This window comes from Achromobacter dolens (assembly GCF_902859745.1).
Classification (GTDB): Bacteria; Pseudomonadota; Gammaproteobacteria; order Burkholderiales; family Burkholderiaceae_B; genus Achromobacter; species Achromobacter dolens.
This window is the reverse complement of record NZ_CADIJW010000017.1, coordinates 25,695-40,249: the sequence shown is the minus strand read 5'-3', so window position 1 is coordinate 40,249 and position 14,555 is coordinate 25,695. Positions and strand designations below refer to the sequence as shown.

13 protein-coding genes are annotated in these 14,555 nt (G+C 68.6%); 4 read left to right on the top strand and 9 right to left on the bottom strand.

The genetic code is table 11. The features are described from left to right. Window positions 1-103: 103 nt before the first annotated feature. Entirely contained in the window at window positions 104-1,252 is a 1,149-nt protein-coding gene (gene metC / locus HV783_RS14520; protein ID WP_054502470.1) for a cystathionine beta-lyase, read from the bottom strand. A 108-nt stretch (window positions 1,253-1,360) separates the two neighbouring features. Here metC and HV783_RS14515 point away from each other — a divergent pair, with 108 nt between their 5' ends. Further along, window positions 1,361-2,275: a LysR substrate-binding domain-containing protein gene (locus HV783_RS14515; RefSeq protein WP_054502469.1), complete on the top strand. Its 915-nt coding sequence runs from the start codon at window positions 1,361-1,363 to the stop codon at window positions 2,273-2,275. Here the strand turns inward: HV783_RS14515 and HV783_RS14510 are convergent. The 8 genes from HV783_RS14510 to HV783_RS14475 form a co-directional block, all read right to left on the bottom strand. Then, a complete protein-coding gene (locus tag HV783_RS14510) occupies window positions 2,265-4,373 on the bottom strand; it encodes a TonB-dependent copper receptor (protein ID WP_175189362.1) in 2,109 nt (702 codons plus the stop codon). The genes HV783_RS14515 and HV783_RS14510 overlap by 11 nt on opposite strands. Before the next feature lie 88 nt (window positions 4,374-4,461). Further along, window positions 4,462-4,860 carry a DUF2946 family protein gene (locus HV783_RS14505; RefSeq protein ID WP_175189361.1) on the bottom strand — a complete coding sequence of 133 codons (399 nt, stop codon included), beginning with the start codon at window positions 4,858-4,860 and terminating at the stop codon, window positions 4,462-4,464. Window positions 4,861-4,999: 139 nt separating this feature from the next. Further along, window positions 5,000-5,821, bottom strand: coding sequence for an ABC transporter ATP-binding protein (locus HV783_RS14500; protein ID WP_054502466.1), 822 nt, complete (start codon window positions 5,819-5,821; stop codon window positions 5,000-5,002). Beyond that, complete coding sequence (locus HV783_RS14495; RefSeq protein WP_116793529.1) at window positions 5,818-6,684, bottom strand: ABC transporter ATP-binding protein; 867 nt, start codon at window positions 6,682-6,684, stop codon at window positions 5,818-5,820. Before HV783_RS14495 ends, HV783_RS14500 begins: the two co-directional genes overlap by 4 nt. Beyond that, window positions 6,681-7,511, bottom strand: a complete 831-nt coding sequence (locus HV783_RS14490; protein ID WP_175189360.1) for an ABC transporter permease — start codon at window positions 7,509-7,511, stop codon at window positions 6,681-6,683. Before HV783_RS14490 ends, HV783_RS14495 begins: the two co-directional genes overlap by 4 nt. Then, the gene (locus HV783_RS14485) at window positions 7,508-8,464 is read right to left on the bottom strand and encodes an ABC transporter permease (RefSeq protein WP_054502463.1); all 957 of its coding nucleotides are present in this window, start codon (window positions 8,462-8,464) and stop codon (window positions 7,508-7,510) included. Before HV783_RS14485 ends, HV783_RS14490 begins: the two co-directional genes overlap by 4 nt. Window positions 8,465-8,471: 7 nt before the next feature. Then, window positions 8,472-10,025 carry an ABC transporter substrate-binding protein gene (locus HV783_RS14480; RefSeq protein WP_054502462.1) on the bottom strand — a complete coding sequence of 518 codons (1,554 nt, stop codon included), beginning with the start codon at window positions 10,023-10,025 and terminating at the stop codon, window positions 8,472-8,474. 45 nt (window positions 10,026-10,070) lie between these two features. Further along, window positions 10,071-11,276 carry an aminotransferase class V-fold PLP-dependent enzyme gene (locus HV783_RS14475; protein WP_054502461.1) on the bottom strand — a complete coding sequence of 402 codons (1,206 nt, stop codon included), beginning with the start codon at window positions 11,274-11,276 and terminating at the stop codon, window positions 10,071-10,073. Window positions 11,277-11,457: 181 nt separating this feature from the next. On the opposite strand from HV783_RS14475, the gene HV783_RS14470 reads away from it, so the two are divergent. From HV783_RS14470 to cysT, 3 genes are all read left to right on the top strand, one after another. Then, window positions 11,458-12,402: a LysR family transcriptional regulator gene (locus tag HV783_RS14470; RefSeq protein WP_054502460.1), complete on the top strand. Its 945-nt coding sequence runs from the start codon at window positions 11,458-11,460 to the stop codon at window positions 12,400-12,402. A gap of 211 nt (window positions 12,403-12,613) precedes the next feature. Further along, window positions 12,614-13,630: a thiosulfate ABC transporter substrate-binding protein CysP gene (cysP, locus tag HV783_RS14465; protein ID WP_175167791.1), complete on the top strand. Its 1,017-nt coding sequence runs from the start codon at window positions 12,614-12,616 to the stop codon at window positions 13,628-13,630. 80 nt (window positions 13,631-13,710) lie between these two features. Further along, window positions 13,711-14,553, top strand: coding sequence for a sulfate ABC transporter permease subunit CysT (gene cysT / locus HV783_RS14460; protein ID WP_054430478.1), 843 nt, complete (start codon window positions 13,711-13,713; stop codon window positions 14,551-14,553). Window positions 14,554-14,555 lie beyond the last annotated feature (2 nt).

Below are 14,555 nucleotides of genomic sequence, written 5' to 3'. Positions count from 1 at the left end.
GCCATGCGCGGCCGGCCGGTGTGTTGAACTGGATTCGGCGCGAGCCGGCGTGCGGGGCGGCGCCAGCGGCGAACGCTCGGCCTGCACCCTTGCCGGCCGGCGCTCAGCGTTGCGCCTGGTACGCCGCCAGCGCGCCGCGCAGGTCGTCCTTGAGCGTGTCCACGTCCTCCAGCCCGATCGACAGGCGCACGATCGGCCGGTCGGTCGCCGGGAACGCGCGGCCCGCCTGCAAGCCCGCCGGGTAATAGGCGGCCAGGCTGTGCACCCCGCCCCAACTGGCGCCGATGGCGAAATGACGCAGCGAATCGAAGAAACCGTTGAAAGCCGCCTCGGGCGCCGGCGTCAGCACCATCGAGAACAGGCAGCCGTTGGTGCGGAAGTCGCGCTTCCACAGGCCATGGCCCGGGTCCGACGGCAGCGGCGGATACAGCAGGCGCTCGACCTGCGGCTGGCTCTGCAGCCACTCGGCCACGCGCAGCGTCGCGTCGCTCTGCGCGCGCAGCCGCAGCGCCAGCGTCTCCAGGCCGCGCAGCACCAGGAAACAATCGTCCGGGCTGACCTGCTGGCCCAGGATGCTCTGGGTCTCGCGCAGGACGGCGTAGTGGTCGGCGTCGTTCATGCTGATGCTGCCCATCAGCACGTCCGAATGGCCGCCGAAGAACTTGGTGGCGGCCTCGACGCTGAAGTCGACGCCGTGCGCCAGCGGCTGGAAACCCAGCGGGCTGGCCCAGGTGTTGTCCATCATGGTCAGCACGCCATGGCGTCGGGCGGCGGCGGCGATGGCGGGCACGTCGACCATTTCCATGGTGACGGTGCCGGGCGCCTCGATGCAGATCATGCGGGTGGCCGGGCGGATCAAGGCCTCGATGCCCGCGCCGATGGACGGGTCGTACAGCTCGACGTCCACGCCCATGTGCGCCAGCCATTTCTCGCCGAAGGTCTTGAGCGCGCCGTAGCAGGCGGCCGACAGCAGCAGGTGGTCGCCGCCGCGCACGAAGCCCATCACCACCGTCATCAGCGCCGCCGCGCCCGACGGCGTGATGACGCAGTGGCGGCCGCCCTCCAGCGCGGCGATGCGGTCTTCCAGCAGGCGCGCGGTGGGCGTGCCGGTGACGCCGTAGCTGAAGCCGTCGGGCTGGCGGTGCTTGCGGTTGACGAAGGCGTCGAGCGAATCGAACACCACGGTGGAGGCCCGCTGGACGGCGGGCGAGAGACTGGCGAAATCTCTATTAGTCTGATTGATAGCTTTCATCTACTCTATTTGCTGGGCTTAGGAGTGACCGGGAACAGCGCCAGTGTCTGCCTTTCCCACCATTGCCTCAACAATCGAAAAAACTTAGTCAATAAGCGGGACTTATAGATGGACATGCGCGAGATCCAGGTCTTCCGGGCCGTGATGCAGGCCGGCACCACCAGCAAGGCTGCCACCCTGCTGGGCATTTCGCAGCCGGCGGTGAGCCAGGCCATCCGCAAGCTGGAAACCTCGTCGGAACTGCGCCTCTTCGAGCGCGTGCGCGGCCGGCTGGTGCCGACCCAGGAGGCCGGCGCGCTGATGGAGGAAGTGGACCGCTGCTTCGCCGGCTTCGAGTTGATCGAGCACCGCATCCGCAGCCTGAAATCGTTCGGCGTCGGGCGCCTGGCGGTCGGCTCGCTGCCGGCGCTGGGCACCGGTTTCATGCCGCGCGCCATTGCCGCCTTCGGCCTGCAGGACCGCCGCATCCAGATGTCGTTCCAGATCATGAGTTCGCGCGAGGTGCTGCGGCAGGTCGCGGCCGGCCAGCTCGATTTCGGCCTGATGGCCGACGAGCTGTCGGTGGCCGGCCTGGAGCACTCGGAATTCCTGCGGCTGCCGGGCGTGATCGCCATGCACAGCCGCCATCCGCTGGCGGCGCGGCCGCGCATCACGCTGCGCGACCTGACCGAGCACGCCTTCATCGCGCTCAACCCCGAGGACGCCAGCCGTCGACGGCTGGAAGCGGCGCTGCACGACCAGGGCCTGGCGCTGCGCCCGGTGCTGGAGACGCCCTACTCCAACTCCGTCTGCGAGTTCGCCCTGCACGGCGTGGGCATCGGCATGGTGCATCCGGTCATGGCGCTGGACTACCTGGCGCGCGGGCTGGCCATCAAGCCGCTGGAACTGGACATCGGCTTTGCGTGCCTGCTGGTGTTCCGGCCCGGCACACCGCTTTCGGAAAACGCGCGGGCGTTGCTGAAAGCGATGCGCATCGAGCTGGAACGGGACCTCAAGCGGATCCGGACGGCGCTCAGTACTTGAAGCTCAGGCGCGCCCAGAGGGTGCGGCCGGGTTCATTGAAGGCCGTGTTGGCGGCAAAGCCGAAGCCGGCGTCGCCCGCCAGGTTCAGGTGCTCGGCGTAGGTCTTGTTGAACAGGTTGTCCACGCCCAGCGACAGCTTGACCTGCTTGCTGACCGCGTAGCCGCCGTTCAGCGAGAACACGCCGAAGCCGGCGCTGGGGCCGAAGTCCTTGCCCACCACGTTGCCCTGGTTCAGCGCGTAGCGGCGCTGCGCCGCCACCAGCCGCCACAGCGCGCCGGCCGACCAGGTGCCGTCGTCGTAGGCGGCGCTGAGCTTGGCCTCCAATGGCGGCATCTGCGGCAAGGCGCGGCCGTCGCTGCGATTCTGGCCCCAGGCATACGCCAGCGTCGCGCCCAGCTTCCAGCGCGGCGCCGCCTGGTAGGACAGCCCCAGTTCGCCGCCGGCGATGCGGGCGTCGATGTTGGCGGCCTGCGTCGAACTGCCGTGTCCGCCATGGCCGCCATGCATGCCGCCCATGCCTCCCATCCCCCCCATGCCGCGCTTGGCGTAGTCGAACAGGATGAAGTCGTCGACATAGCCGGCGTAGCCGGACAGCCAGGCATCCAGGGTCTCGGTCTTGTACTGCGCGCCGAAATCGAGCTGCGTCGTCTTTTCGGGCTTGACGCCGCGGAACGCATTGACCGAGCCGTCGGGTCCCTTTTTCGGCGAGAACAGCTCCCAGTAGTCCGGGAAGCGTTCAGCGTGGCCCAGGCCGACGTACACCGTGGCCGGCAGGTCCGCCAGATCCCGTTCGTAGCGCAGGAAGCCGCTGGGCAGCGTCTCGTTGCGGCGTTCGCCGGCCGTCGGGTTGGGCATCGGCATCATCATCGAACCGTTGTCGCGGCGGAAGTCCTTGGCCGAGGCCCAGTCCACCCGCGCCCCGCCGATGATGCGGCTGTCCTGCGTGGCGTGCCAGGTCAGCTCGCCGAACAGGCCGGTATTGGCGAAGCTCGCGTCCTTGACCCAGTTCTGCGAGCGGTACGAGACCGTGTCCGTGCCGCTGCGAGAGCGGTGCCGGCTCTGCTGGAAATCCAGTCCGGTCACCAGGCTCAGGTCCGGCGCCAGGTTCCAGGTGCCGGCGACGCGCCCGCCCCAGGTGGCGCGATCCACGTTCGAGGCCATCGCCATCGGCATCATGCCGTGCGGGTCCGGCGTGCGCAGCGTGTAGTTGTCCATCACGTGATCGGCGTAGTTGTAGTAGAGCTGCGCCTCCAGCTTGTCCAGCACGCCGCCCAGGTTGCGCTTCTCGAAGCGCAGGCCGAAGCTTTCGCGCTTGAACTGCGAGCCGTCCATGCCGCGCCCGGCGTAGCGCGCGTTGCCATCGCCGGTGCCGGCCGTCAGCTCGTACAGCGTGTCGGCGTCGGGCGTGAAACCCAGCGCCAGGTCGGCGTTCCACTTGTCCCAGCGCGACGGCACCTTGTTGCCGTCGCCGTCCTTGTAGTCCTGGGCGTGCGAGTGGTTGGCGGTAATGCGGGTGTAGACCTTGTCGTTGCCCACGGTCAGGTCGGCGGCCTGGTCGTTGCGGCCGTTTGATCCGCCCACGAGGCTGCCGTCCAAGCGCACGCCGGGCTCGCTGAAACGCGGCGTGTCGCGGTCGAAGCGGATGGTGCCGGCCGAGGCGCCCGGCCCCCACAGCACCGTCTGCGGGCCCTTGATGACGGTCAGCTTGTCGAAGTTTTCGGGCGAGATGTACGAGCTGGGCGCGTCCATGCGCGCCGGGCAGGCGCCGGGCATCGAGGTGCCGTTGGTCAGGATGTTCAGGCGCGAGCCGAACATGCCGCGCAATACCGGGTCGCCGTTGGTGCCGCCGTTGCGGATGGCCGAAAAGCCGGGAATGGTCTTGAGATAGTCGGTGCCGTCGCTGGCCGGCAGGGGCTGGCGCGGGATCTTGGGGTCGGTCGTGAAGGTCAGCGGCGCGCTCGGGGCGACGCCGGTGATCACCACCGGATCGACGGTCGTGATGGCGTCGACGCCGGCGGCCTGCGGCCAGGCGGGAAACGACGCGGCCAGGGCGCAGGCCAGGCCGGTCGCCCGCAGGATGTCGTTGTTCTTGTGCATGAGAGTCTCTGGATCTGAACGGGCTGGACGCGCGCGGCCGCGCGGGCCGCAAGCAAGGCGCGCCAGCAACAACGGGAACGGGTGGGGTTCAGGCCAGGACGGGCGGCGCGCGCGACTGCCGCGGCAATCGCGCCTGCGCGCTGGAGAAGTGGATGTCGACGGTGGGCGCCGGCAGCGCCTGCCGCACCACGGGCAGGCGCCAGGCCAGCGGCAGCAGCCCGGACAACGCCGCGGCGCCGAGCATGGCGCAGCCGGCGAAGCAGCAATGCGGCAAGGCGCCGCTGTGTTGTTGCGCGTCCTGCGCGACGCCGCCCTCGGCGTCCAGCGTGACCACGCGCGGGCCGCTGGCCGTGCAGATGATGGTGGTGGCGCCCGCCCTGGCGCCAGGGCCGGGCAGCGCGGCGGAGGCGATCAGCGCCTGGAACACGAACAGGAACGCCGCGGCTAACGCGGTCCATCGTCTCCCGGTATTGGCGCCCGTGTGCATTCGCATCCCCTCGAAGGCGCCGATGGTAGCACGCAGGATCCGGCCAAAAAGGTGCGCGGCGCCTTGTAGGACGTTCGGAAACGCGTCAACGGCCGCGGCCGATGCGCGGGCTTGATCCGCGTCAAGCCCGCGCCCCGGATCAGGCCGCCTGGCGCAGGCGACGGCGCGACGGATCGGGGCGCGGCACGGCGGCGATCAACCTGCGCGTGTAGTCCTGCGCGGGCGCCTCGAAGATGCGGTCGCACTCGCCCTCTTCCACCAGTTCGCCCGCGGCCATGATGGCGACCCGGTCGGCGAAATGACGCACCACGCCCAGGTCGTGCGAGATGAACAGGTAGGTCAGCCCCTGCTCGGCCTGCAGGTCGGCCAGCAGGTCCAGCACCTGCGCCTTGACCGAGACGTCGAGCGCCGACACGGCCTCGTCGGCGATGATGAAGCGCGGCTCCAGCGCCAGGGCGCGGGCGATGGCGATGCGCTGGCGCTGGCCGCCCGAGAACTGGTGCGGGAAGCGCTGCGCGTGCTCGGGCCGCAGTCCCACCCGCGCCAGCAGCGCCTGCATGCGGTCGCGGCGCTCGTCGGGTGAGTACAGTTTGTGGATCACCATGCCGTCCATGATGGCGTCGCCGACCCGGCGGCGCGGATTCAGGCTGGAATAGGGATCCTGGAAAATCGTTTGCACCTGGCGCCGGAACGCCATCAGCCGACTGCCCGCCAGATGGCGCACGTCGTGGCCCGCCAGCTCGATATGGCCTGAGGTTGGACGCAACAGTCCGGCGATGCAGCGGCCCAGGGTGCTCTTGCCGGATCCCGATTCGCCTACCAGCGCCAGCGTGGTGCCCGGCGCCACCGCCAGGCTGACGCCCCTGACCGCGTGCACCAGCCGCGTCGGCTGGCCCAGCAGGCCGCGGGCGGCGACATAATCCTTGGTGACGCCTTCGGCGCGCAAAATGAATTCGCTCATGATGAGGATCCTTGTGCCTCGGCCCGCGCACGCCGCGCCAGCCGGCGGCCGCGATCGCGCGGCGCGTCGACGTCCGGCACGGCGGCCAGCAGCGCCTGGGTGTAGGGATGCGCGGGCCGGCCGAAGATCCGGCCCACGTCGCCCTCCTCCACCACTTCGCCCGCCCGCATCACCACCACGCGGTCGGCGATCTCGGCCACCACGCCCAGGTCGTGCGTGATGAACAGCACGGCGGCGCCGGTCTCGGCCTGGATTGAAAACAGCAGTTCCAGCACCTGGGCCTGCACCGTCACGTCCAGCGCGGTGGTCGGCTCGTCGGCGATGATCAGCCGTGGCGACAAGGCGCAGGCGATGGCGATCATGACCCGCTGCCGCATCCCGCCGGACAGCTCATGCGGATAGGCCTTGGCGCGCTGCGCCGGTTCGCGGATGCCGACCCGCTCCAGCAGCGCCACCGCCCGCTCCCAGGCGGCCTGGCGGCCGATGTCGCCATGGATGCGCATGACTTCGGCAATCTGGCTGCCGACGTTGCGGCCGGGGTTGAGGGCGGTCATCGGCTCCTGGAACACCATGGCGATGTCCTTGCCGCGCAGCGCGTCGCGTTCGCGTTCGGTGGCGCGCAACAGGTCGCGGCCGGCGAAACGCAGCTCGTCGGCCGCGACCCGTCCGGGCGCGTCCACCAATCCCATCAGGGAAAAGCCGGTGACCGATTTGCCCGAGCCCGATTCGCCCACCAGGCACACCACCTCGCCGCGCCGCAGGGTCAGGTCCACGCCCTTGACCGCGGCGAACGTCCCCTGCGGCGTGTCGAAATCGACGGTCAGGTTCCTGACCGACAGCAGCACATCCGTTTCGGGGCTCATCGTTGCAACTCCGGATTGAGCGCGTCCTGCAGCCAGTCGCCCAGCACGTTGACGGCCAGCACCGTGAAGAACAGCGCCAGCGCCGGCACCAGCACCGGCCATGGATTTGTGAACAGGTAATTCTTGAGCGAGCCGACCATCTGCCCCCACGACGGCACCGGCGGACGCACGCCCAGGCCGAGAAAGCTCAGGCCCGCCTCCAGCAGCATCGCGAAGGAAAAAGTGAACGAGGCCTGCACCGCGATGATGGAGCGCATGTTGGGCAGCACCTCGTGCCAGATGATCCAGCCGGTGCCCGCGCCCAGCGAACTGGCCGCCAGCACGTGCTCGCGCGCCCGGATGCCGCGCGCCACGCCCCACGCGACCCGGGCGAACTGCGGCGCGTACAGCACGCCGATGGTGGCGACCAGCGTCGGCAGGTTGCCGCCGATGAAGGCCAGCACCACCAGCGCCACGAAAATCTCCGGCAGCGACACGAACACGTCCACCACCCGGATGGCGGCAGCCTCGGCGCGCCGGCCCAGGAAGGCCACGCCCACGCCGACGGCCACGCCCAGCACGCCGGCCAGGATCACGGCGGCCGCGGCCACCGACAGCGACACGCGGGCGCCGTACACCGCGCGGGCCAGCAGGTCGCGCCCCAGCTCGTCGGTGCCCAGCCAGTGCTGCCAGGATGGCGACGACAGCAGATTGGCGGCGTCGATGCGATAGGGATCGGCCAGCCCCAGCGCCGGCCCGAAGACGGCGGCCAGCACCACCACCGTCAGGAAGCCCAGCGCCAGGTGCACCGGCACGCCGGCCTTGGAAGCTCGAAGGAATGCGATCATGCGGAGGGCCTGCGGATGCGGGGGTCGACGAAACCCTGCGCCAGGTCGATGACCAGGCTGATCAGGATGAACAAGGCGAAGATGGCCAGCAGCGAGCCCTGGATCACCGGATAGTCGCGCGAGAAGGCAGCGCTCACCAGCAGCGAACTCAGGCCCGGCCAGTCGAACAGGGCCTCGATGATGACGGTGCCTCCCAGCAGGTTGCCGGCGCGCACGCCGACGATGGCGATGACCGGCACCAGCGCGTTGGGCAGCGCGTGCCGCAGGATCGCCTTGCCGCGCGGCAGACCCTTGGCGCGGGCCAGCTTGACGTAGTCGCGGCCCATGACGTCTGACAGGCTGGCGCGGGTCATGCGCGCCACCACGCCCATGAAGTTCAGGCCGATGGTCAGCGACGGCAGAATCAGCGCCAGCAGATGCTGCGCGGGATCGTCCGAGAACGCCACGAAGCCCGACGACGGCAGCCAGCCCAGCGCCAGGCTGAACAGCAGCACCAGCAGGATGCCCAGCACGAACACCGGCGCCGAGAAGCCGGCCACCGCCACCACCGAGGCCGCGGCGCCCGCCAGCCGGCCGCGCGAGCGCGCCGCCACCACGCCCAGCGGCACTCCCAGCAGCACGGCCACCAGCAGGCCGGCGCCGATCAGTTCCAGGCTGCGCGGAATGCGCCGCGCCAGCTCGTCGGCCACCGGCTCGCCGGTGCGCAGCGACACGCCCAGGTCGCCGCGCGCCAGCGCGCCGGCCCAGTGCGTGAACTGCGTGCCTAGCGGCAGGTCCAGGCCGAGCTGGGAGCGCACCCGCGCCACGGCCACCGGATCGCTGCCGGCCTGATCGCCCAGCATGATGGCGACCGGATCGCCCGGCAGCAGGTGGATGGCGATGAAGACCACGCCCGTCGCCAGCGCCAGGGTGACGATGGCCGACGCCAGGCGTCTGAACAGGAAAGGCAGCATGCCGGCCTCAGTTGATCCACATGGTCGGCAGCGAAATGCCCGGGCTGCTTTCGCTCAGCGCGCCGCCCAACTGCGTGTAGCCGTGCACCTTGCGCAAGTAGCCCTGGGCCTGTTCGCGCCAGCTCACGAACACCCAGGGACTGGTCTCCAGGATGCGCTTTTCGGCCTGCTGGTAGATCGGCTGGCGCGCCTTCGTGTCGGTCAGCGCGCGGCCCTCGGCCAGCAGTTTTTCCAGCTCGGGGTCGCGGTAGCCGATCGGCTTTGCCCAATAGCTGGAGTCGCCGCCCAGGTAATAGGCGTAGGCATCGGGGTCGGGCAGCTTGACCGACACGCCATAGATCATCGAGTCATAGTCGCCGCGGTTCTTGCGCTCGACCAGCGTGGCCCATTCGACCGGCTCCAGCTTCAGGTTGATGCCGACATCCTTCAGGTTGGCCTGCACCACCTGCGCCATCGTGGTGTAGATGCCCAGGCCCTGGAACACCACCATCGACGCGTCCACGCCATTGGCGTAGCCAGCCTCGGCCAGCAGCGCGCGGGCCTTGGCGGTGTCGCGCTTGTAGGTGCCGTCCAGCGACTTGTCGTAGTACGGCGAATCCTCGGGCGTCGGCGCGCCGTAGATGGGCTTGCCATAGCCGAAGAAGGCGGCCTTGGACACGGCCTCGCGGTCGATGGCGTACGACACCGCGCGGCGCACGCGGGCATCATCGAACGGCTTCTTGCTGGCGTTGAACCAGACGCTCATGAAGGCGCCGCCGGCGGTGTCGATCCTGGTGCCGGCATTGCGGCGCAGGACGTCGATGTCCTTCCACGGCACGAAGTCGATCATGTCCAGCGACTGGCTGCGCAGCGCGTTGACGCGCGCGTCGTCGCTTTTGATCATGCGGAAGTCAACGCCGTCCAGGTACGGCTGCCCGGCCACAAAATAGCGCGGGTTGCGCACCAGGCTGGCGCGCACGGCGGGTTCGTAGCTCTTCAAGAGGAACGGGCCGGTGCCGTTGGCCGACAGCTTCAGGTTGGCGCCGCTCTCGACCCACTTGCGCGACACGATGGCCGCCTCGGGCAAGGCCAGCACGCTCAGCATGGTGGCGTCGGGCGACGGCTTTTCGACCTTGACGGTGGCGCGATCCACCACGGTGACGGTGGCGCCCAGCAGGTTCGAGCGCAGCGTGGCGCCGGTGCCCGGCTCCAGGATGCGGTCGAGCGAGAACTTGACGTCGTCGGCGGTCACCGGCGTGCCGTCCTGGAACGCCACGTCGGGCCGCAGGTGGAACACGATCGTGCGGGCGTCGGGCTGGTCCCAGCTTTGCGCCAGGCGCGGCACGATGGCGCCGCTCTTGTCGTAGCCCGCCAGCGGGCTGTAGAGCGCCTCGATCAGGACCTTCCAGGCGCTGCCGCCGTAGACGTGCGGATCGAGCGACACGATTTCCGACACCGTGCCATAGCGCAGCGTGCCGCCGGGCTTGGGCGTGTCGGCCGCGTGCGCGACCGCGGCGGCGGCCGCCAGCGCGCACGCGCCCGCCAGTTGCGCCATCCGGCGCCAGGTCTGCTTGAACGTCATGTTGTACCCCTTTTGCTCTGGATTATCCGCTTGCCAGGCGCGCCCTCAGGACGGCAGCGCCTCGACCAGGCGGTCAATTTCAGTGGAATCGTTGTAGTAGCTCGGCGAAATGCGCAGGTTGCCGCCGCGCACCGCCAGATCCACGCCCGCCTCGCGCAGGCGCAGCGCCAGTTCCTGCGCATCCTGGCCCGAGTGCTTGAACGACAGGTTGCCCGAGGCCTCGCCCGGCGCGCGCGAGCTGACGATCTGGTAGCCCTTGCGTTGCAGCGCGGCGCTGGCGTAATCGGTCAGCTCCAGGATATGCGATTCGATCCGGGCCGGCGTCAGCGCCAATTGGATGCGCACCGCGGCGTCCAGGCCCCAGATGCCGGTGAAGTTGGCCAGGGCCTCCTCGAAGCGCCCGGCGTTGGCCCGGTACTCCAGCAGGTAGTGCATGTGGTCCTCGGTGCTGTCGACGCTGTGATAGCCCACGCTGGGCGGATCCAGCAGGCCCAGCACGCTCTTGCGGCAATAGAAATAGCCGGTGCCGATCGGCGCCAGCATCCACTTGTGGCCGCCCACCGACAGGAAATGGACGCCCAGCCTCTCCACGTCCAGTTCGAGCGAACCGGCCCACTGGATCGCGTCCAGGTTCAGGTAGACGCCGCGCTCGTTGCACAGGTTGGCGGTGGCCTCCAGGTCCTGGCGAAAGCCGTTGGAGAACTGCACCGCGCTCAGCGACACCAGGCGGGTGCGGTCATCCATCAGCTTGCGGATGTCATCGACGAGGATGCGGCCGTTGCGGTTCTTGACCCAGCGGATGGTCACGCCGCGCGCGGCCAGCTTCATCCAGCAATAGACGTTGGACGGGTATTCGATGTCCGGCAGGATCAGGTTGTCGCCGTCGCGCCAGGGAAAGCCGTTGGCCACGTTAACCAGCCCTTCGGTGGTGTTCTTGACGTAGGCGATCTCATCGCGATGGGCGCCGATCAGGCGGCCGATGCGGGCCTTGATGGTCTCCTCGGCGTAGCGGCACCACTCGGGATAGGCGTTGCGGCCGTTGTCGCGCACGTCCTCCATGAAGCGGTTCACCGCCGCCACCACCGGCAGGCTCAGCGCTCCGATCGAGGCGTTGTTCAGGTAGGCCCGCCGCTGCTTGATCGGAAACGCGTCGCCGATATTGCTCCAGTCGAGCTGTTCGATGCCGTTGCGGTCATCGGGAAAAAGTGCCGCGGGTCCGCCCACGGAAACCGGTTTGTCGAGGATATTCACGCCGCGCCTCTTTCATTGAAGGTGGGATGATCCTAAGATTGCGTGAATTCATGCGTCAATTTCGTTTGGAGTATTGATTCATGCGCTTTTGTAATGTGTTGGCGCAGCCAAGGCGATTTTCCCTCTGGCGCGGTATCCAACTAGCGCCACCCCCCTGTCCGACCCATCGGGGTTTGTCCCTATGCGCCTGAACCGCCTGCAGGCGCTGCGCGCCGTGCTCGAGACCGGCAGCGTTACCGAGGCCGCGCATCGCATGCATCGGACCCAGCCGCAGATCAGCCGGCTGATCTCGGCGCTGGAGGAGGAAGTCGGCTTTCCGCTGTTCCTGCGCCAGGGGCGCGGCCTGATCCCGACGCAGGAATGCCTGCGCTTTTACGAAGGCACGCGCCACATCCTGGCCGGGTTCGAAGAGGTCTCGCGCATCGCCGATTCGATCCGCGACAGGCAGGACGCCTGGCTGCGCATCCTGACCCAGCCGTATTTCGCCTACAGCGTCACGCCGCGCGCCATCGCCGAGTTTGCCCGCAGTCATCCGCATACGCGGGTGTCGCTGGAGGTGCGCTCGCGGGTCGACGTCGGCCTGTGGATGTCCGGGCAGCAGTTCGACCTGGGCGTGGCGGCGCTGCCGATCGACTTCCCCGGCATCATCTCGCGCACCTTCGCCCAGGTGCGGCTGGTGATCGCCATGCCCGAGGGCCATCGGCTGGCGGCCAAGGCGGTGGTCACCGCCGACGACATCCAGGACGAGCCTTTCATCGCGCTGCGCCCGTTCACCCTGCTGCGTCAGCACATCGACGATCTGATGGCCAGGCGCCGGCTGCCGTTGCGGCTGGTGATGGAAACTTCCTCCGGCCAGTCGGCCTGCCAGTTGGCGGCGCTGGGCATCGGCATTGCGCTGGCCGATCCGATCCTGGCGGCCAATGTGCCGGGCATCGTGCTGCGCGATTTCGAGCCGCGGCTGACCATGCCCTACGGCTTCCTGTTGCCCAGCGCCTTTGCGCCGTCGGAGCAGGCGCGCGAGTTCGCCCGCATGCTGATCCGGCTGGTCAAGGAGATGGCGCCGGAACGGGTCGAACTGATCGAGCTCGATCCCGCGGAAAGCGACGCGTTGATGGCGTTCCCGTGAGACCGGCGCCGCCCGCGCCAGGCCTGGTCGATCCGCAAGACCACCACATGCCGGAAAACGCGGGTGCGGCGCGCCGGTTACAACGCCCGGCTATGAGTTAAAGGTAATTGAATATTTCCAAATATCGGCCGGCATAAGCATCATGCGGTATCGGGGCCTTTCGCCCCGGCCGCGGGTTTCCCGCGTAGCGTCTTTCATCCGGAGAAGCCCTTTGCTCAAACGACTGCTCGCCTCGGCCCTGACGCTGACGGCGCTGGCCGCCAGCGCCGCCCAAGCCCAGCAAGCGCCCCAGGCCCTGCTCAACACGTCCTATGACATCGCGCGCGAACTGTTCGCCGCCATCAATCCGAAATTCCAGGCCGACTGGAAGGCCAGGACCGGGCAGGACGTCACGATCGAACAGTCGTTCGCCGGCACCTCGCGCCAGGCGCAGTCGATCATCCAGGGCCTGAAGGCCGACGTGGTGACCTTCAACCAGGTGCCCGACGTCGACATTCTGGCGCAGAACAAGCTGCTGGCCGCCGACTGGCAGAAGAAGTTCGCCAACAACAGCTCGCCCTACTACAGCACCATCGCCTTCCTGGTGCGCAAGGGCAATCCCAAGAACATCAAGACCTGGGACGACCTGGTGCGCGACGACGTCAAGCTGGTGTTCCCGAATCCCAAGACCTCGGGCAACGCGCGCTACTCGTACCTGGGCGCCTGGCTCTACGCCAACGAGAAGTTCAAGGGCGACGACGCGCAGACCCGCACCTTCGTCGGCAAGCTGCTCAAGAACGTGGAGAGCTTTCCCACCGGCGGCCGCGGCGCGACCGTGGCGTTTGCCCAGAACAACCAGGGCGACGCGCTGCTGACCTTCGAATCCGAGGTCAACAACATCGCCAAGGGCGACGAGTTCAAGGCGCAGGGCTTCGAGGTGGTGGTGCCGCCGGTCAGCGTGCTGGCCGAGTTCCCGGTGGCGGTGGTCGACAAGGTCGCCGACGAGAAAGGCACGCGCAAGGTCGCCGAGGCCTATCTGCAATTCCAGTACTCGCCTGCCATCCAGAAGCTGCTGACCGATTTCAACTACCGGGTGCATGACCCCGAGGCGGTCAAGGCCGCGGCCAGCCGCTTTCCGTCGATCCGGCTGATCAATCCGCAGGACGTGCTGGGCTCGTGGGACCAGATCACCAAGACCCACTTCGCCGCCAACGGCGTGCTCGACCAACTGCTGGGCGCCGGCCGCTGACGCGCCGCGTCGATCCCCGCCTTCCGTCTCGTCAGCCGGCCGCCCGCGAGGGTGGCTGGCGTTTTTACGTTCAGGTCCGCATGTCCACGTTCTTCCGGCAGCATCCCGTCCTGCCCGGCTTCGGCCTCAGTTTCGGCGTCAGCAGCCTGTTCATCACGCTCGTGATCCTGTTGCCGCTGTCGGCCCTGCCGCTCTACAGCAGCCAGATGAGCTGGGGCCAGTACTGGCAGGCCGTCACCGACCCGCGCGTGCTCGCCAGCTACCGCGTCACGCTGCTGGCGGCGTTCTATTCGACCGCCGTGGTGCTGGTCATCGGCCTGTTGCTGGCCTGGATCCTGGTGCGCTACCGCTTCCCCGGGCGGGCCCTGCTGGACGCCGCCATCGACCTGCCATTCGCGCTGCCCACGGCCGTGGCCGGGCTGACCCTGTCGGTGCTGCTGGCGCCGGGCGGCTGGGTCGGCCAATGGTTCGCGCCGCTGGGCATCAAGATTTCGTATGCATTCCCGGGCCTGGTGATCGCCATGATCTTCACCAGCCTGCCGTTCGTGGTGCGCTCGGTGCAGCCGGTGCTGGCCGACATCGGGGCCGAATACGAGGAAGCCGCCCGCACGCTCGGCGCCAGCCCGGGCCAGACCGCCTGGCGCATCCTGCTGCCGGCGCTGGTGCCGGCCTTGTTCACCGGCGGCTCGCAGGCCTTCATCCGCAGCCTGGGCGAGTTCGGCGCGGTGGTCATGATCGCCGGCAACATTCCCTACAAGACCGAGGTGACGTCGTTGATGATCTTCAGCCGCCTGGCCGAATACAACTACCCCGCCGCCGCCGCCATCGCGACCGTGGTGCTGGCGGCCTCCCTGCTGCTGCTGTTCGCCCTGCAGGTGCTGCAGGGCCGCCTGCTGCCGTGGCAGCGCGTGCCGGGAATCTGAGC